Origin of the sequence: Saccharothrix saharensis (assembly GCF_006716745.1) — a bacterium.
Classification (GTDB): Bacteria; Actinomycetota; Actinomycetes; order Mycobacteriales; family Pseudonocardiaceae; genus Actinosynnema; species Actinosynnema saharense.
Genome location: NZ_VFPP01000001.1, coordinates 3710521 through 3729272 on the forward strand (window position 1 = coordinate 3710521; position 18752 = coordinate 3729272).

General features: G+C 69.8%; 16 protein-coding genes. 9 read left to right on the forward strand and 7 right to left on the reverse strand.

Going from position 1 to position 18752, the window contains the following annotated elements; translation table 11 throughout:
- Window positions 1-102: 102 nt before the first annotated feature.
- Window positions 103-993, forward strand: a complete 891-nt coding sequence (locus tag FHX81_RS15875; RefSeq protein ID WP_141978909.1) for a TIR domain-containing protein — start codon at window positions 103-105, stop codon at window positions 991-993.
- Window positions 994-1044: 51 nt separating this feature from the next.
- On the opposite strand, the gene FHX81_RS15880 is transcribed toward FHX81_RS15875, so the two are convergent.
- Genes FHX81_RS15880 through FHX81_RS15895 form a run of 4 tightly spaced genes read right to left on the reverse strand, consistent with a single transcriptional unit; the run spans window position 1045 to window position 6939 of the window.
- On the reverse strand, window positions 1045-4119 hold the full coding sequence (locus FHX81_RS15880) for an ATP-binding protein (RefSeq protein ID WP_141978910.1): 3075 nt from the start codon (window positions 4117-4119) through the stop codon (window positions 1045-1047).
- Window positions 4116-4724 carry a hypothetical protein gene (locus tag FHX81_RS15885; RefSeq protein WP_141978911.1) on the reverse strand — a complete coding sequence of 203 codons (609 nt, stop codon included), beginning with the start codon at window positions 4722-4724 and terminating at the stop codon, window positions 4116-4118. Before FHX81_RS15885 ends, FHX81_RS15880 begins: the two co-directional genes overlap by 4 nt.
- Before the next feature lie 11 nt (window positions 4725-4735).
- Window positions 4736-6349 (reverse strand): tyrosine-protein kinase family protein, encoded by a 1614-nt coding sequence (locus FHX81_RS15890; protein ID WP_141978912.1) that lies wholly within the window; start codon window positions 6347-6349, stop codon window positions 4736-4738.
- The gene (locus FHX81_RS15895; RefSeq protein WP_141978913.1) at window positions 6349-6939 is read right to left on the reverse strand and encodes a TIR domain-containing protein; all 591 of its coding nucleotides are present in this window, start codon (window positions 6937-6939) and stop codon (window positions 6349-6351) included. The genes FHX81_RS15890 and FHX81_RS15895 overlap by 1 nt, the downstream gene beginning before the upstream one ends.
- 158 nt (window positions 6940-7097) lie before the next feature.
- Here FHX81_RS15895 and FHX81_RS15900 point away from each other — a divergent pair, with 158 nt between their 5' ends.
- Window positions 7098-9068, forward strand: a complete 1971-nt coding sequence (locus FHX81_RS15900; protein WP_141978914.1) for an AfsR/SARP family transcriptional regulator — start codon at window positions 7098-7100, stop codon at window positions 9066-9068.
- Window positions 9069-9093: 25 nt separating this feature from the next.
- On the opposite strand, the gene FHX81_RS15905 is transcribed toward FHX81_RS15900, so the two are convergent.
- A complete protein-coding gene (locus FHX81_RS15905; protein ID WP_141978915.1) occupies window positions 9094-9519 on the reverse strand; it encodes a hypothetical protein in 426 nt (141 codons plus the stop codon).
- Between the two features lie 529 nt (window positions 9520-10048).
- Here FHX81_RS15905 and FHX81_RS15915 point away from each other — a divergent pair.
- Window positions 10049-10876 carry an HNH endonuclease gene (locus FHX81_RS15915; protein WP_141978917.1) on the forward strand — a complete coding sequence of 276 codons (828 nt, stop codon included), beginning with the start codon at window positions 10049-10051 and terminating at the stop codon, window positions 10874-10876.
- A 94-nt stretch (window positions 10877-10970) separates the two neighbouring features.
- Window positions 10971-11132: a hypothetical protein gene (locus FHX81_RS15920; RefSeq protein WP_170231853.1), complete on the forward strand. Its 162-nt coding sequence runs from the start codon at window positions 10971-10973 to the stop codon at window positions 11130-11132.
- A 149-nt stretch (window positions 11133-11281) separates the two neighbouring features.
- Here the strand turns inward: FHX81_RS15920 and FHX81_RS15925 are convergent, their stop codons facing one another.
- Entirely contained in the window at window positions 11282-11938 is a 657-nt protein-coding gene (locus tag FHX81_RS15925; protein ID WP_141978919.1) for a response regulator transcription factor, read from the reverse strand.
- Window positions 11926-13137 carry a sensor histidine kinase gene (locus FHX81_RS15930; RefSeq protein WP_141978920.1) on the reverse strand — a complete coding sequence of 404 codons (1212 nt, stop codon included), beginning with the start codon at window positions 13135-13137 and terminating at the stop codon, window positions 11926-11928. The genes FHX81_RS15925 and FHX81_RS15930 overlap by 13 nt, the downstream gene beginning before the upstream one ends.
- Before the next feature lie 270 nt (window positions 13138-13407).
- Between FHX81_RS15930 and FHX81_RS15935 the strand changes: the two genes are divergently transcribed.
- The 5 genes from FHX81_RS15935 to FHX81_RS15955 all read left to right on the forward strand — a co-directional run bounded on the left by FHX81_RS15935 (window position 13408) and on the right by FHX81_RS15955 (window position 18706).
- Window positions 13408-14535: a serine hydrolase domain-containing protein gene (locus FHX81_RS15935; RefSeq protein WP_141978921.1), complete on the forward strand. Its 1128-nt coding sequence runs from the start codon at window positions 13408-13410 to the stop codon at window positions 14533-14535.
- 222 nt (window positions 14536-14757) lie between these two features.
- A complete protein-coding gene (locus FHX81_RS15940; protein WP_211363495.1) occupies window positions 14758-15984 on the forward strand; it encodes a serine hydrolase domain-containing protein in 1227 nt (408 codons plus the stop codon).
- 798 nt (window positions 15985-16782) lie between these two features.
- Window positions 16783-17079 (forward strand): hypothetical protein, encoded by a 297-nt coding sequence (locus tag FHX81_RS15945; protein ID WP_141978922.1) that lies wholly within the window; start codon window positions 16783-16785, stop codon window positions 17077-17079.
- A complete protein-coding gene (locus tag FHX81_RS15950) occupies window positions 17079-18257 on the forward strand; it encodes a DUF6973 domain-containing protein (RefSeq protein ID WP_141978923.1) in 1179 nt (392 codons plus the stop codon). Before FHX81_RS15945 ends, FHX81_RS15950 begins: the two co-directional genes overlap by 1 nt.
- A gap of 2 nt (window positions 18258-18259) precedes the next feature.
- Entirely contained in the window at window positions 18260-18706 is a 447-nt protein-coding gene (locus FHX81_RS15955) for a hypothetical protein (protein WP_246107839.1), read from the forward strand.
- Window positions 18707-18752: the final 46 nt, after the last annotated feature.

Genomic DNA, 18752 nt, shown 5'->3' on the forward strand with positions numbered 1-18752 from the left:
CGGCGCATCCACTCTTCGTCCACTTCTGGTCGACACGCGGTCCCGATGCTGTGCGCGACGGACCGGGCCGGCACCGCGCCGGCGTGGACAGGGAGGTTGGTTGTGAGCGAGTACGACGTCGCCGTGTCGTTCGCCGAGGAGCAGCGCTCCGCGGTCGAGGAGGTGGTCGAGGCGTTCCGGCAGCGCGGCCTGACCGTGCTGCACGGGCCGGAGCAGACCCACGAGTGGTGGGCGCACAAGGAAGGCGGTGACCTGCCGGCCGCGCGGGTGCGGTTCTTCGTCCCGTTCGTGGCCGAGGTGGACGACTTCACCACGGCCGCGTTGCGCGCGGTCAAGGCCGGGGACGAGCACGTGCTGCCGGTGCTGCTGGGCGACGTGACCGTGCCGCCGGACCTGCTGCACCCGCACGTGGCCTACGTGCGCGGCACGCGGTCGGACCGGCTCACCGAGGCGCTGGTGGCCCGGATCGAGGCGGCCGAGGCGGTCGGGTCGGCTCGCGCGCAGGTCGCCGACGTGGTGACCGGGATCAAGGACGTCACGCCGGTGGCGGAGGAGCCGGAGCCGGTCGTGCCGGCCACGTTCAGCCGCTACGCCGAGCAGGACGCGACGCTGCGCTACCTGGGCGAGCAGTTCGCCGCGGCGCTGCCGGGGCTGGCGCGGCGCGGGTTCGCGGGCACCGCGCACGTCGCCGACCTGCGGATCGCCGTGCGGGTCGAGCGGGCCGGTGACACCGTGTACGCGCTGGACATCCAGCGCGGCGGCATCGGCGGCGACGAGACGGTGAACTTCGTCGTGGGCAAGCGGGACGGCAGCGCCCTCACCAACGGCTGGGCGCGCCCGGTCTACGACACCGGCGCGGGCGCGGCCGTGCTGGAGGTGCACGACTTCTCGGTGCTGGGCGGCGGCGCCGCGCCGCGCACCTACCGCCGGGAGGACCTGTTCGACGCGCTGTGGCAGCGGATCGAGTCGGTGCTGGCCTCGACCGTCGGCTGACCGCGCACGTCGAAGCGCTCCCCGTCCTCGTCGAGGGCGGGGAGCGCTTCGTCACCGCCGGCCGTCGCGCGCCCGTTCCAGCACTTCCTCCAGCCGCAGCGGGCTGGGCGGGTGGTGGCTCAGGCACAGCGGCGTCCGCATCCGGCGGAAGCCGAACGCCTCGCCGGTGACGTAGAACCGGCCGCGTTCCAGCCTGGAGATGTCCTCGACCGAGCTGCCCTTGGCCCGGGCCATCTCGGTCGCCGCCGCGATCTGCGCCGGGCTGTTCAACCTGCCGAAGAACTGCGTCGTGGCGTTGCCGACGACCTGGTTGTGCACGCCCTTCGGCGCCTGGGTGGCGAACAGCAGGCCGAGCCCGTACTTGCGGGCCTGCGAGGCCAGCAGGATCGTGCTCTGCGTGCTCGCCGTCCACCCGCCGGACGGCGCGATCGTCTGCGCCTCGTCCATCACGACGAGGCCGCCGAGCGGCCGGTCCACCGCCGGGTTGCGCTTGACCCAGGCGAACACCTCGAGCTGGAGCTGGCTGACGAACCCCTGCTTCTGCTCCTCCGCGGGCAACCCGACGAAGCTGATCACCGAGATCCGCGCCCGCTTGCCCGGCGTCGGGGTGAGCAGCAGCGCCGGGTCGGTCGGCTCGCCCGCCCCGCCGAGCAGCGGGTCGTTGACCATCGCGGCCCGCAACGTCTCCGCCAGGTCCGCCGCCGTCGCACGGGCCGTGCTCAGCGTGCTCACCCCGTCCGGCAGGTCGGCCAGCACCTCGATGAACGCCGCCAGGTCCCGCCCGTCCGACCGGGCGTAGTGCGTCAACGCCTCCCGCAGCACGGCCCGTCCGCGCACGGCGGTCTTCGACCCACCACCGACCCCGGCGTGCGGCACGAGCCGCGCCACCGCCGCCTCGACCGACGCGGTGAACTCGTCGACGTCCCCGCGCACCTCGGCGAAGTCCGGCAACGGGTGGAAGCTGAGCGGACGCCCACCGGCCCGGCCGGGCGTCCACACCACCACCTCGGTGTGCTCCAGGTACTCGGCCGCCACCGCGGCGTCCCCGGCCAACCACTCGCCCGGCGCCTCGGGCCACGCGTCACCCAACCGCGCCAGGTCGTTGTTCGGGTCCAGCACGATCGCCGACACCCCCCGCAGGGCGCACTCCTCGACGATCCGCCGGAGCAGCACCGTCTTGCCGCTGCCGGAACCCGCGAACACGATGGCGTGCTTGCGCAGTGACTCGAGCTCGATCCGCACCTCACCGTCCATGCCGAGCACGATCTCCGTCGGCGACGCCGGTTCCGCTCGCGCCGGCGGCGGGCGCGTCTCCTGGTGCCCAGCCGCCGACCGCCCCGGATTGGGCAGCACCTCCCGCAGGAACGTCGTGCGGCTGGCGGGTTTGCGCGCCACCAACCAGGCCAGCAACTGGTGCGTCTGCGTGGACAACATCTCCTTCAACGCGCTGAACGTGCGCAAGTCGTCGTCCGAGATCTCCACCCACCGACCACCGGCCTGCTCCAACCCGGCGACCTCGGTCCTGGTCACCTTGCCGGTCCACCCCCCGTTGCCGTTGCGGAGCAGCACCAGGTGCCGGTTCTGCGCCCCGAACCGCGCCGCATCCCGCACCTTCCGCATCCGGTTGAGCACGGAGTTCCCCTGCGCGCTGGCGATGAGTCGGAAACCCCAGCGCTCGTCGGTGTCGAGGTCCTCGTCCACGGTGCGGCGCAACCAGGCGTGCACGTCGCTCCCGCCCTGGAGCTGTTCCGCCTGCCACGCCAAGTCGTCGTTGCCGACCTCGTTGATCCACGACTTCAAGCCCGCCGACAGCAGCGCCGGCATCACCTTGTCCTCGTTGTGCCGTTGCAGCGCCGCAGCAGAGACCTCCGCCTTCTCCCGCAACCGCTCGAACTCGGCATCGAACCCCTGGAAGTAGTCCGGCTCCACCCCGACGTCCACCGGGGGGCGGGGCTCGTCAGGCGTCTCGTCGAAGGACGTCAGCTCCCGGATCTCGGCGTGCAGGCACGCCTCGGCGTGCGCGTGGATGCGCTTCAGCAGCACGCGAGGGGTCAACGTGACCGCCCATTGCCCCCCGAACGCTTCCGGCGACACGGGCCAGGTCGGGTGGGGCGGGGTGAACTCGATGCGCTGGTAGACCACTCCGAGCCACTTCTCCACCAGCGTCCGGCCGATCTCCGGGTTCACGATCGAGCCGAGGAACGGGATCTCGGTGAACCGGTCGGTGACGGTGTCGCTCGCGATGTCGTGCAGCATCTTCCAGGTATTGGGCAGGCACGCCACGATCGACAGCGTCCGCCGGGTCTTCTCCCGGAGCTTCATCAACCCGTCGGAGATGAGCGCGAGTTCCCCCCTCAGCTCCGTGTTCTTCACCTTCTCTCCGAGAATCCCTTGATCGAGGTTGACCAGGGTGTCCAACTGGTCGACGGCGATGACGCACGGACCGGTCAGCGCCAGCACGCGCGAGATGTCCCGCACCAGCGTCTGCGCCGGTTTCGACTTGGGTGGCAATCCCCAGTCGCCGTCCGCGTCCGCCACCCCTTGCAGGTAGGCCAAGCCGACATCGGCGTGCTCGGACGCGTAGAGCGCCAAGGCTCGGATGGTGTCCGCGCACTCGACCGCGATCCGGGCGTTCACCCCGCGCAGGTGGACGAGGAAGGTGGTCAGGTCCTGCGGGGTCAACTCCTGCTCGCCGCGGACCGCCGCTGCCACCTCCGCGGGCACCTTCCCTGCCTGGCACAGCTGCCGCAGCAGCGCGGTGAGCTGAAGTTCGCCGTCGTCCGTGCTCCGGCGCAGCTCGCTGCGCATCGCCTCGGCGACGTCGTTCCAGAACTCCTGCCCCGTGGTCAGCTCGACCAGGAAGAAGTAGCCGCCTTTGCGCTGCACCATGCGGCGGACCGAGCCGAGCAGGTGCGTTTTGCCGACTCCCTTGCGTCCCTGGAGCACCAAGCCGATGGGGCTGGGTCCGGTGCTGGCGGCCGCGTCCGCGATACCGGCCCGGATCCGCGCCTCCGCCCTGGGATGCAAGCCGTCCACGTGCGACGGCGAGGTCTCCCAGACGTCGTCGGGCGTCTCGGCGGAGTTGAAGCGGAGAGCGGCCAGTGCCTTGCGCTGTTGCTCGCTCATGATTCCTCGATCGCCACCAGGTGGTTGTCCTCGCCGGCGACCCGGAGCGCGGCGGCGTGGTCGGCGTCGGTCAACACCTTGCGGTTGGAGTCGGGAGCCAGGTGCACCGTGCCGGTCTTCACCATCTCCAGGAGCACCGCGTCCACCTCGTTCTTCTCCGCGCCGTTGAGCTTGGGGCGCAGCTTCGCCAACCGCACCCAGTCCTGCGGCTTGACCGACAGCTCCGAGTACGCGGCCCGGATCACCGACTCCAGGTCCGCACCGTCCCGGATCACCTCTGCCAGGGTGTTCCGTCGCTGGTGGTAGCGGATGAAGAGCTGCAACACCGCGAAGTGCGCCCGCGACAGCGGACCGGACTTGGTCGGCGGCTCCCCTGAAGCCAGGTCGTCCATGCACCAGGAGATCCCCTCATCGGTGATCCGGTGCCAGATCCGGTTCTTCTCCTTCCACGACTCGAGGAGACCGATGTCGTTCAGCCTCTCGCGGCCGTCCCTGGTCAGCCTCACCTTGAGCTCCCGGTCGAGCTCCACGTTGGGCACGTCCCGGTTCTCCAGCATGAGCACGATCAGCGCTGCTCGTTCGTCGTTCCCGAACTTCTCCGGCATGGCGCCGCCTTTCAGTGGGTGGACGCGTCGATCCGACGGTCGATCCGTTCGAGGAGGGTGTTGATGTCGGCCAGCAGGCCTTGGGACGCGATGACCCGGCCGTTGTCCCCGTGCGACCTGGACAGCACGCCGAGGTCGACCGCGAAGTCACGCAACGTCGCCAAGTCGCCGTTGTCGAGCGCGGTCGCCATGCCGTGCACGGTCTCTTCGACCAGCGACAACCGCCCCACGGACGACAGCCGGTCCGGCACGGCCCGCAGCGCGGCCGCCGCGTTCCGCAGGGCATCGAGGTCCGGGTCCAGGTCACCGGCCGGCGTGCCGGTGATCATGTCGTGGAGATCCCGCGCCACACCCGGCCCGAACCGCAGGTGACGCAGGTTGCGCAGGAACCCGGGCAGGTCCTCGGGGTCGGTGCCGTCGGTCAACACGCAGAACAGCCGCCGCTGTCCCCCGTCCGGCCCGATGGTGTGCCGCAGGAACCGCTCCACCTCGGTGACCTGCCACCGGCTCAACTGCTTGTCCACCACCAGGCACAGGTGCTCGGCCAACTCACTGGCCTTGTCCAGCATCTCCAGATCACCGGACGATGACCGCTCGACTCGCACGCCGAAGCCGCGCAGCTCCTTCACCAACCGATCCGCGATGCGCAACGCCGACCGCGGGCTGGACACCAGCAGGTCCAGATCGAAATCCTGCTTCCGATCACGCGCCGATGCCACGTAGGCATCCCGGTTGTCGTCCAGCACGTCGGTGCGGTCGAACTGCTGCGCGATCACCGCCGCCACCGTCTCCAGCGCGAACGAGACCTGACCCGCCGCCGGAGGACGCTCCTGCAGCACCGACAACTGCTCGCCGAAGCTCCAGAACGGGATGTACGGCAGCGTGAGGTGCCGCAGCATCTGGTCCTCCGCCACGTTCTTGACCAGCCAGTTGCGGAACAGCGGCCCGACGACCTCCGCGCACTTGCGCCGCCACTGCTCTGCCCGCTCGTACTCCACCGAGTCGTCCAGCCGGGACAAGATCGGGAGGACGAGGTGTCGTGGCCGGTCGTAGGGCATGCGGTCGCGCGCGCTGTCGGCGCGACGCACGACGTCCACGATGTCCTTCAGGTTCTGCTCGTTGGCGGTGAACAGGACGGCCAGCCGGTCGGGCAGTTGCGCGGTGCAGATGCCCGCGATGTCCGAGACACCGGTCCGGCTGTCGATCAGCACGAAGTCGTAGTCCGCGGTCCACTCCGCCCGGCAGCGCTCCAAGAAATCCGCGAACCCCCGCCGGTAGAGGTCCTCCCAGTCGATGCGCTGCATCCGGTTCGTGTACGAGTCGTCGTCACGGCCCGCAGCCAGCAGCGCGAGTGTGTTTCCTTCGACGTCGAGTCGCACCGCGTGCGGTTGCGGGCTCTCCGCTCCGGCGAGGAAGTCGTGGGCGAGGTCGATGACGCCACCCTTGGGCTGCTCGACCATCACCGGCTTGAAGTAGTGGTGCAGGCCGGGTGCTTCGAGGTCCCAGTCGACCGTGAGCACGCGGTATCCCCACCGGGCCAGCAGCACGGCGATGTTGGCCAGCGTGAAACTCCGCCCGACACCGCCCTTGTAGGAGTAGAAGGTGATGACGGTCCCTGTGGTCATCAGAACCTCGGCAGCGGCGGTGTCGGGGCCAGCACGGGATCAGGCGGATCCACGTCCGGCCAGTCTTCTTGCCAAGGAGGCACTTGCTGCACCAGCGCCACGAGGTCGGCGGCCATCTTGTTCACCGCGTGGTGGAACCGCACGAAATCGGCGGTCTGCTGGTAGACGGGGTCCGGGTAGGCGAATTCCTTGAAGTTCACCCAACCCCGGACCTTCCCCTCCAACGGGAAGTTGTCCGAATCCGAGTACAGGATCGGGTAGATCAGCCCCTGAGGTTTCTCGAGACTGGCCAGGCCCAGCACCCTTTCCCTTTCCATCATGTTGTGCCACTCAGCCAGGCACCACGGTGACGTGAAGTACTGCGGGTTCAGCAGCTGGATCATGATCTTGCTGCGCTTCAGGGCGTGCCTCAGACTGGAGGGCCAGTGCACCGCACGCGGCATCTCCCGGTCGACGTAGATCCTCGGCGTCGGCGCGAGCTGGTCGGCCAGACAATCCGACAGCTTTCGGAGGAAGTGGTTCAACAGCCACTGCTGCACCGTGCCCCGACGGGCGTAGCTGATGAAGAAATCGAACTGGTAGCCGGACACGCGACAGATGATTGCAGCGGCCACCCGCCGAAAACAGACAGAAAAGTGGCCAATCAGCGCGGTACGGGCCAAAAAGTGGACAAATACCGACGACCACGCCCCGGGTGTCCGGTGAACGCCTGACACACCGACCTCAGCCGAGGTGTCACGATTGGCCGGTGACCGGGGGGCTCATGGAGTTTCGAGTACTCGGACCGGTGGAGGTGCGGCACGGAGACCGGGTGGAGGTGCTGTCCGGTCGGCTGCAACGGACGCTGCTCGGCGTGCTGCTGGAACGGGCCGACCAACCCGTGCCCGCCGACGTGCTGACCCAAGCGCTGTGGGGCGACCGACCGGACCCCAGGGCGGCGCAGAGGCTCCAGCTGCACGTCCACCGGCTGCGCGGCGTGCTCGACTCGCCGGACCGGCTGACGTTCGGCTCGAACGGCTACCGACTGCACGCCCACGCCGACGAGGTCGACGCGGAACGGTTCGAAGCGCTGGTCAAAGCAGGCACAGCCACCACCCACGACCCGCAACGGGCGATCGAGTCGCTGCGATCCGCGCTGGCGTTGTACCGCGGCACGCCGTTCGCCGACCTCGAAACGACGGCGCTGGCCGACTGGGCACGACGCCTCGCCGAACGCCGCCTCGCCGCCGTCGAGTCGTTGCACGCAGCCGAGTCGACGTGCGGCGTGCACCAGGTCGGCGAGCTGACCGAACTGGTCCGCGAACACCCGTGGCGGGAACGCCTGCACGTGCTGCTGATGACCGCCCTCTACCGGACCGGCCGCCGAACGGAAGCCCTGGATGCCTACCGCCGGGCACGGCACGCACTGGTGTCCGAACTCGGCTTGGAGCCGGGCCCGGAGCTGCGCGACCTGCACCACCGCATCCTCGCCGACGACCTGCCGACGATCCCGCGGCCATCACGCCACGTCCCCGCCCAACTGCCGGTGGACGTGCCCGGCTTCGTCGGCCGGGAAGCCGAACTCGCGGAGCTGGACGGCGTGCTGTCCGCCAACGGATCGGCGTCCATCGCCGCGGTGACCGGAACTCCCGGGGTGGGCAAGACCGCGCTCGCCGTGCGCTGGGCGCACCGGGTCCGCGACCGGTTCCCGGATGGGCAGCTCCACGCGGACCTGCGCGGCCACGGTCCGGACGGGCCGGTGTCCGCGGCGGACGTGCTGGCGGCGTTCCTGCGGTCCTCCGGCCTCACCGCGATCCCGGACCGCCTCGACGAACGCGCCGCCCTCTTCCGCACCCTCCTCGACCGGCGCCGGATGCTGATCGTGCTGGACAACGCCCGCAGCGTCGACCAGGTGCGCCCGCTGCTGCCCGGCGGGTCGTCCTGCCTCGTGCTGGTGACCAGCCGGGACTCACTGGCCGGCCTCGTGGCCCGTCACGGCGCGCACCGCATCCGCCTGGACCTCCTTCCCTCGGCCGACGCGGTGGGCCTGCTGCGCGACCTGCTCGGCGATCGCGCCGACATTGAACCGGAAGCGGTAGCCACACTGGTCGAGCGTTGCGCGCGGTTACCCCTGGCCCTCCGGGTCGTGTCCGAGCTCATCCAGTCGCGACCGGGACGTGCCCTCGCCGACCTGGCGACCGAACTCGCCGACCAGCGGTACGCGCTCGACCTGCTGCGCGCGAACGACGACCCCCGCACGTCCGTCCGCACCGTGTTCTCGTGGTCCTACCAACAGCTCGACCCCGCCGCAGCCGAGGTGTTCCGGCTCTTCGGCGTGCACCAAGGGCAGGCCTTGGACATCCCCGCCGTCGCCGCCACGGCCGACCTCGAGCCGAGGCGCGCCCGCCACCTGCTCGACGCCCTGGTCTGCGCGCACCTGGTCAACCAGGACCTCGACGGCCGCTACCAGCCACACAGCCTGCTGCGCGCCTACGCCACGGAACTCGCCGCGACCACCGACAGCCCAGCCAACCGCGCCGCGGCGCTCTCCCGCCTGGCCGCCCACCACCTGGCCACGGCGTCCGCCGCGATGCAGGTCATCGCACCGGACGCGCCCGAACGCAGACCGCAGGTCGCCGCACCCGGCACCGGTTCACCGGCGTTCGACGGCTATGACGCCGCGTTCCGCAGGTTGGACCGCGAGCGGACCAACCTGCTCGCCGCCAGGGCCGTCCCGTAGTCCGGTCCGCTGTGGACCGCCGTGGTCACCACGTGCCGCCGGGTCCCCGCACCTGCGCGGCCTGCGGACCGTGACCGGGCGGCGGCGGCAACGGCGGACCGGGCGGTGCCCCCGCCGGTGGCCCCACCGGCCCCTGCGCCGGCGCGGCCGCGATCCGAGTCCGGTCGAACTGCCCGATCGCGACCGCCGAACCGATCAACGCCACCCCGCCGATCGTGAGACCGAGGTAGCTGAGCGTGTCGACCAACCCGCCCGGCCCGGCGTAGGTGGCCGAGTCGGTCCTGCACGTGACACGCCCGGACGTGCCGCTGCCCTCTGGTTTGCAACTCCACGACGCCGTGATGGGACCACCCGTCATCCGGGCGTCGACGGCGATCAGAACTATCCCCAGCGCCGCCGTGCCGATGCCGAGCACGATGAGGATGACGCGAACAATCCGAAGGAACATCACGGCCGAACGCTAGCGCCCGGAGAACCCGGACGCCCCCGCATCGCCACAACTTTTCCCACTTTCACCACCGCGAAAGCGCGAGGAAAGCACCATCTGACACCATCGGCGAATTACTCGGTGGACATTGGGGACACCCGTCGATCACTCGAAGACGAGACGACGAGTGGCAAAGCCCGCGAGCCGCGTGACCGGTCGGATGCGATCCGTCGAGATAAATCAGCGGGATCAGGACGCCGTCGCCCTCATCAGGCCAGGGTTCACCCTCAGCAACCCGAGAGTGCCCGCGTACTCGAACAGCACGGCCAGGGTGTAGCGACCTTCGGGTAGTTCCCAGTCGTGGTGCCCCTCGCAGCCGAGGCTGCCGTGAACCGCGCCTGCTCCGGCGAGTCGTCCACCGCGTTCACTGACCGGACCCACACGAGGCGCGACAACCACGAGCTCCCCTCACCATCGTGAAACCTGTTCGCGGCGGGCTTCCTTTTCCTATGCTGCGGTCACGACATGTCAGGAGGTGCGTGCGTGGCCGCGGGTGGCGATGGTTGAGCGATCAGGTCCAGCCGACACGTCCGAGCGGCTGGAAGGCCCGGCCTCCCGAGCCGATCCTCTGCCGGCCCTCCCGAAGGCCGTCGACCTGCTCAGAGCACTCATCGGGATCGACATCCGGACCGTGTCCGGCAAGCCGAACACCATCCTGGCCGTGCGAGGCGACATCGTCATCGTGAGGACGGAACGATCGCCCGAGGGCGAACCCGTCCCGGTGAGCACCGTGCAGAAGGGTCTGAACCTGCTCGCCACCCAGGGCTCGGTACGGGTTACCCCCGGCGAACTGGGTCATCGAAGTTCGTTCGTGGGCGCCGTCCTGGCGGTTCTACCCGGAGCGAGGTTCACCGGCAAACCTACCGTGGTAGTGCTCGGCGAACCGCCGACCGACGACCACCACAACGGCCCGGTGGACTCGACCGCCCAGGTGAAGATCAGGCTGGAACAGGGTCGGTTACGCAGCCGGCTCGCCCGCGGTCGGACATCCGCCCGGTGCGTCCTGTGCGGCGATCTGTTCCCACTGGACTTCCTCGTCGCCGCCCACATCAAGAAGCGGGCCGCGTGCAGTGATGACGAACGCCGCGACCTCGGCAACGTAGCGATGCTCGCCTGCACGTTCGGCTGCGACGCCCTCTACGAATCCGGCTGGATCACCGTCGACGACAACGGGCACGTGCGGACACGGCCACCGGACGAAGTTCCGCAAGGCAGCATGCGCGACCGTCTCAGCCGGTTGAGGGGACGCCCCTGCACTGCCTACACATCTTCATCCGCACCCTACTTCGAGTGGCACCGCACGATGATCTTCAAGGCTTGACGGTCCGTTCGCACGGGCGTTCCGGTCCTGCGACGAGGGCACGCCGGAGTCATCCCCGATGGACTGGAGCTGCCCGCACGGCAGTGAGCAGCAAGTGGACGCGCTCGCCGCCGCACTCGCCGAGTCGATGACGATCCCGGATGCTGAACGCGATGAGCTCGAACGCCGGCGCTACACCTCCATCGGGGCGGGCCAGGAGAGCGGGAGTGCCAGCATGAAGTCCATTGATCCGGCCAGGTTCCAAGCCACGACCTGACCGCCCCACAGACCAGGCGCTTCAGGACACCGGCCAGACCTGGCCTCACCAGGCGATCCACGCGCCGCAATCACACCTGGGACGCGCGAACCACATCACAGCAACGAACTGCGCCCAACAAACATCCACCCGAACCAACCGCAGCGGCGTTACTTCGGTCCGGTGCCTTTGAGGTAGCGCAGGACCGCGGTGACGCGACGGTCGGCCCGGTCGTCGGGGGCGAGGTCGAGCTTGGCGAAGATGCTGCGGATGTGCTTGTGCACCCCGCCCTCGGTGATGAAGAGCCGCTCGGCGATGGCGGCGTTGCCCAGCCCTTCTGCCATGAGCGCGAGCACGTCCCGTTCGCGGGGGCTCAACCGGTCCAGCGCGCTGGTGTGCGGGTTGCGGGCCAGCAGTTGGCCGACCACCTCGGGGTCCACGGCCGTGCCACCGCCCGCCACCCGGTGCAGCGCGCTCAAGAACTCCTCGACCCGTCCCACTCGCTCCTTGAGCAGGTAACCGAGCCGGTCGGCGCCGGCGGCGAGCAGTTCGGTGGCGAACGCCTGCTCCACGTACGCCGAGAGCACGAGCACCGCGAGGCCGGGTCGGCGTCGTCGCGCCTCGACGGCCGCCACGATCCCCTCGTTGGTGTGAGTGGGCGGCATCCGCACGTCCACGATGGCGACATCCGGCTCGTGCTCGGCCACCGCGGCCAGGAACGACTCCGGCGTATCGGTGGTGGACACCACGTCGAGCGATTCGGCGCGCAGCAGCAGCGCGAGCCCCTCGCGCAGCAGCGGGTCGTCCTCCGCGATCACGATCCGCACGGCAGCTCCACCTCCATCGTCGTGGGCCCGCCGAGCGGGCTGTCCAGCGTCAGGCGCCCGTCGTGCGCCTCGACCCGTCGGCGGATGCCCGACAGGCCCGACCCGTCGCGTTCGTCCGCGCCACCCCGGCCGTCGTCGACGATCCGCAGCAGCAACCGATCCCCCTCCCGCCTCACCGCCACCACGGCGCTCGCGGCGCCGCTGTGCTTGGACACGTTGGAGAGGGCTTCGGCCACCACGAAGTACGCGGTGGCCTCGACCGAGGCGGCGCACCGGCCCGGCACGTCCACCACCAGCTCGCAAGGCACGCCGCAGCTACCCGCGAGGCCGGCCAGGGCACCGGTGAGCCCGCGGTCGGCCAGCACCGGGGGCAGGATGCCGCGGACCACCGCCCGCAGCTCGGCGAGCGCCTGTTCGGTCGCGTCCTGCGCCCGGTCCAGCACAGCACCCACCGCCGCCGGATCCCGGTCCACGGCCCGCCGCGCGGCACCGAGCAGCACGGCCACCGCGACCAGCCGGTTCTGCGTGCCGTCGTGCAGCGACCGCTCGATGCGACGCAGCTCGGCGGCGTGCGCGTCGAGAGCGGCGGCGCGGGTGGCGGTCAGCTCGGCGACCCGCAGCGAGAGGTCGACGCCCGCGGGCGGCGCCAGCAGGTGCCGGCCCGGCCATTCCTGCACCCGAACGAGTGCCGGCCCCAGCCCGGCGATGAAAGCGGCGCAGAACACGCCGGTCAACGCCACCGCCAGGGCGCCGGTGAAGTCGGTGACCGCCCAGAAGATGAGACTGGGAGTGTTGTCCTCGGGCGGCAGCAGGTGGTACCAGAGCGGGTACGTCGTGTTCTGCAGCGCCGTGGCCGGCATCGCGAGCCCGACGAATCCGGTCGCCAGGCCGGCCGTGGCGTGCAGCAGCAGCCAGGTCAGCTCACGCCGCACGGTCACGTCGCGCAGCGCAGCGAGCGCCTGGTGCGGTGCGGGGGCAGGGGCGAGGACACCGAGCCGGACCCGTTCCCGGTTCGCGACCGTCCGCAGCGCGCGCAGGGCGGCGGGCAGCAGGACAACGCCGACACCCACGCAGCTGAGCAGCGCGACCACGCCGAGCCAGACCAGGACGACCAGCGCGAGCAGCGCCGTGCCGAGGCCGCCGACCAAGCGCGCGACAGCGTCGAACGACGCCCTCAGGCGCTTGCGCACCTGTGCCATGCCACCCCCCGGCCGAACCTTAACCGATCAACAGGACCCCATGGTGCACGCGAAGCGAGCTGACCGTCGTGGCTTGCCCCGTCTCGGGGCGCTACCACCACCCCGGTTGTCCAGTGGGCTGGATTGTTCGCCGAGGTGGAGGTGAGCAGCCTCAATCCCGTCGGTCATCGCAGGACCGACGTCCGCGGAACCCTGGAGTCGTCTGCCTTGTTCACATCCCCTTCCCAGCAAGAACGGTCATCCTCCTCGCCGCACCGCCGCGTGGTCGCCATGACGGTGGTGGCGGCCGCGGCGGGCGGTCTCGCGTTCGGCGGCCCGGTCCAAGCCGCCGGGGCCGAGCACCGCCCCCACGCCGTACAGCAGGGCTTGGACGAGCTCGTCGGTGTCGACCGGCACCCCGGGGCGCTGGCCGCTGTCCGGGACCGGCACGGCCGGACCCGCCACTACACGGCCGGGGTCGGCGACCTGCGGACCGGCGGCAAGGTGCCGGTCAACGGCAGGGTGCGGATCGGCAGCGCGAGCAAGATGTTCGCCTCCGTCGTCGTGCTGCAGCTCGTCGGTGAGGGCCGCGTGGAACTCGACGCGTCGATCGAGACGTACCTGCCTGGTCTGGTGCGCGGCCAAGGCGTGGACGCCACCAGGATCACGGTCCGCCAACTGCTCCAGCACAACAGCGGCCTACCCGACTACACCGACTCGATGTTCGAGACCAAGGGCGACTTCCTGCTGTACCGGCACGTCTACCTCGAGCCCAGGGAGCTGCTCGACCTGGCGAACGCCAGGGAGAACGGCGTGCCCGCGGGCGGCGGTTGGTCCTACAGCAACACGAACTACGTCCTGGCCGGGCTGATCGCCCAGCGGGTCACCGGCCGCCCGTTCGACGAATTGGTGACGACCCGGGTCGTCCAACGGATCGGTCTGCGCGACACGTACGCGCCCGAGGTCGGAGAAGAGGACATCCGCGGCCGCCACCCCCGGGGCTACCAGCGCGACCCGGCGACCGACGAGCTGGTCGACTTCACGCGGATGGACCCGAGCTGGGGTTGGGCCGCCGGTCATCTGATCTCCACACCGGACGACCTCAACACGTTCCTGCGCGCGCTCCTGGACGGGAAGCTGCTCGAACCGGCCCAGCTGGCCCAGATGCGCACCACCATCCCGACCGACCCGAGATCCGGGTCGGGCTACGGACTCGGCCTGTTCAGCACACCGTTGAGCTGCGGAGGAGTCGCGTGGGGGCACGGTGGCGACATCCCTGGCTACTCGACCACCAACGCGGCCACCGACGACGGCCGCGCGGCGACCCTCGTGGTCACCTCGCTCAAGGGGTCGGTGAAGGACGAGTCCGTCGCCGCGGACCGCGCCGCGCTCTTCGACGCCGCGCTGTGCGCGACCTGAGGCCCGGCTGAAGGGTAGGTTCCCCTACCCGGGAAGTCGTACGACAAGGGCTCGGGCGCGGTGTGCTGACACCGCGCCCGAGCCCTTGCCCGTTCCCACCTCCGGTGCCGCCGGAGGTAGTGCTGGCTGTACCGGAAGTGTGCAGTACAAGGGATCGTGAGGCGCAGGGACCACGGCAACACTGATCGAGCCAGTGCAAACCGCTCAATTGGGGAGTGTCCCTTGCCGAAGGATCTCAGTCGTCCCGCCCGAACCCGCCCGGGTGCCACGCGCCGGCGCCGCGTGGTCGCCGCGGCGATGGCGGCCGTGGCGGTCGCCGGACTCGCGCTGACGGAAGTGGCGTCGGCGGGCGCGTCAGGTGACAGGTCGAGGCCGGGTCACGACAAGGCGCTGCAGGCGGGACTGGAGGCGCTGGTCGCCGACGGGTCGCTGCCCGGGATGCTGATGTCGGTGCGAGACCGGAACGGGCGGGTGACGGACTACACCGCCGGCGTGGGGGACATCCGGACGAGGTCGAAGGTGCCGACGGACGGCTACGTCCGGATCGCCAGCATCACGAAGATGTTCACCGCTGTGGCGACCCTGCAGTTGGCCGACGAGGGCAAGCTCGCCCTGGACGACACGGTGGAGAAGTTCCTGCCGGGCGTGGTGCGGGGTACCCGCGACGGTGCGGCGATCGACGGTCGGGCGATCACGATCAGGCAACTGCTGAACCACACCAGTGGGATGCCCACCGGAGTCCCCTTCATGGGCAACGGGATCCTGCCGATCAAGGACCGGTACTTCGAGACCCGGGAGGTGCTGGACGCGGCGCTGACGCAAGCACCAACGTTCACCCCCGGGCAGGACAGGGTGTGGGCATACAGCAATACCGGGTACATGCTGCTGGGCCTGGTGGCGCAGAAAGCGGCGGGACGCCCCTTCGCCGAGGTGGTCACCAGCAGGATCATCGACCGGATCGGGCTGAAGGAGACGTACTACCCGGGTCCGGGTGACCGTGACATCCGTGCCCCGCACCCCCGGGGTTACCTGTTCCCCAAGGACGACAGGGGCGAGCCGATCGCCGGTGACCTGATCGACATCACCCGGTTCGACCCGTCGATCGCCGGTGCCGCGGGGCAGATGATCGCCACCCCGAGTGACGTGAACAAGTTCTTGGTCGCCTTGCAGGACGGTCGGCTGCTCAAGCCCGGTCGGCTGGCGGAGATGCGTCAGTCCGTGGACGCGCCCGGCCTCTTCGAGGGTTGGCGTTACGGTCTGGGCGTCATCGAGATGAAGCTCAGCTGCGGGATCACCGCGTACGGCCACGGCGGCGACGCCGACGGTTTCCAGACCCGCGCCGCCATCACCCCCGACGGCCGGGCGGTCACCGTCGCCGGGACGAACGACGAAGTCCACCAGTACGAGGTCATCGCCCTCTTCGACAAGGCCCTGTGCGCCACGAAGTAGGACCCGTCGTCCTCAATCCGCCCACAGGTCGGTGCGGTGGCCACACCACCGCACCGACCGTCGAGACTTCGCCGAGTCAGGCGGAGGCCGCGGACTCGGTCCTCTCCGTTGACCAGGTCTTGCCCAGCCACACCATCCGTGCGCCGCAGTCACCACCGAGACACACAGGCCGCGACACATCACCGAACCGCGCCGAACAACCACCGATCCATGCCGACTGCGGCGACATGCAGCCGACAGTTGAGCCTCACTCCGCCAGCGCTGTTCCACAAGTGCCCTGAGCAGCGCAAACAGCGAACCAGCACGTCAGCCGGTGCCGTTCACGGCCGTTCGAAGCCGTCTCACGTCGTTCACCTCCACCGGATGCTCCAGATCCGCTCCACCCACCGCGTGTGAACGGCACCAACAAGTACCGGCCTCCACCGCCGTACACGCGGTTTCCACGCGCGGTGTGAAACTCGACCCGCACCGTAAGCGCCGTGGCCAACCGCTCAGCCAACCGCTCACCCCGCTCGTGCCACGCCGCCGTCGCCTCGTCGGAGAGCTTGCGCATTACTTCCACTCGGTGACGGACTGCTCGTCTCCGGCCCGGCGCACCCCTCCCACGTCACCTCAAGGTCGCACCTCGGCTACTCGTGCGCTCCACGGCCGTGGAGACAGGCCGGGCGTGAACGAACCGTGCGGCCCAGTCCTCACAGTGGGGATGTGCGTCGAGGGTTCAGTGTTCTCCTACCCGCACAAATATGGATACGCTCCGCGATGGCACTGATACTTTGGGTCATGTCCGGGGAGGGGCAGATGACCGGGTTCGATGTCGATCCGCGAGCGCTGCGCGCCGCGGCCGATGCCGCGAAGCAGGCCGCAGGGGTTGTGCGCAAGTTGGAGCTGGGCCGAGTGGCGGAGCTCGCCGCCGCACTGCCGGGCACGGAGTCCGCCGGGACTGCCGGCGAGCTCGGTCCGCACTGGGAGGCCACCACCGACAAGTGGGCCCGAGGTGTGGACTCCTACGCGGACGCACTGACTGCGGCCGCCGACGACTACGGGACGCAGGACGACGACGCCGAACGGGGGTTCGGCAAGGCAGGAGGCCGCTGATGGCCACGTGGTCCGAGCTCAAGCAATGGCAGCCGGACGTCATCGGACAGGTCGGCGACCACCTCTCCGCACAGAAGAGGCAGGTGATCGGCCTGCAGGACGAACTCGACGGCGCCACGCCGGTCGGGTGGACCGGGAAGGCATCGGAAGCAGCGGCTGACGACCTCCGCGCTCGTCGTCAGGAACTCGAGGAGCTCGCCGCGCGACTGTCCGCGGCGGGGAAGGTCGTCGACGACTCCGAGCAGTCCGCACGGGACCTGGTCCGCAGCGTCGAGGCGACCGAGCGATTCGCCGCGCGGAACGGTTACCGCATCGAGAACGGCACCGTCGTAAAGACCTCGGACGTCGGCGGCTTCCTGGACATCGCGATCCTCCAGGTCGAGGTGCAGGGCATCCTGGCCCGAGCGGCCGAGATCGACACGGAGTTGAACTCCGTGCTCAAGCGCATCCTGTCGAATGGGATCGGTGACGCGGGGGCGACCACGTTGGCGGCGGCCGCGACGGTGGGCGAAGACCACGTGGTCGATGATCGGCGGCACCGCGAACTGCTGGAGAAGTACCAGGTCAAGACCGATGGCACAACGATCTGGCCGAGCGGTCTGACCGGTTGGCTCGCGGAACGCAGGGGCATCAGGAAGGAGCGCGTCACCCAGGCCGAGGCGGAGATGCTCGACGACCTGCAGATGCGCAAGGGGCTGCTCGGTCTCAAGGAGTTCGGCGACATCCGGCAGGACGCGCTGCACGTCGCTGAGGGCAAGTTCGACGGCAGGGGCGGGACCGACGGGCACGCGGACGCCTTCCGGCACGCCTACTGGAATGCGCTGATGACGCAGCGGTACGGTGAGGAGTGGGCCCGCGAGTTCGCCACTGCCCATGAGCGCAACCCGTCGAGCCACCACATCCCGGTGAGCATGGACCTGCACAACAACGAGGTCGGCCGCAGCATCGCGCAGGCCAACCCGGACGCGAGTCCCGAGCAGTTGGCGACTCTGGTCGAACAGGCGGTCAAGGACGGCAAGATGGTGGTCATCGACAAGAACGACACCCTCGTGCCCTCCAACGAGGTACCACCTGGCGAGACTCGCGAGACCAAGAAAACACCCTGGCCCACGGACAACCCCGGGCGCAACGACGACCACGACCCCGGCAAACCGTCGGCTACTCCGGACCAGTACTGATCATGCGCTCGATACTGGCCCTGATCGCACTGCTCACCGTGCTGGCAGGATGCAGCGAGACCGCCTCGGGAGTGATGGTGGAATTCGACGAGAACCTTGAGGAGGCGATCGGCGAGCTGGCCCGCTCGGACGACTCCAGACCGCTCAAGGAATTGGCACCCGGCGATTGGACCTCGGTGCGCGTCCTCACCGGGCCCGCATCCGGCACGCGGATCGAGCGGGAGTTGGGTCGACCCGTCGAACTGGACGGCGACGGCACCTACGACGGCGATTACGTCCAGGACGGCAACCTGCTGGTGTTCCAGCGCGACGGCGAGACCGTGCGGATGGTCAGCCTCGGACAACTCGCCGCGCTCGCCGAGGGCGAGTACCGCGCGGACGTGGTCCTGCAGGCACGCGGTGGCACCATAAGCATGACCGACCCGGACGGACGCCCGGCAGGCCGCTGACCCCGCCAGACTGCCTCCAGCGTCGGTTGTGGACCGCGCTCTACGC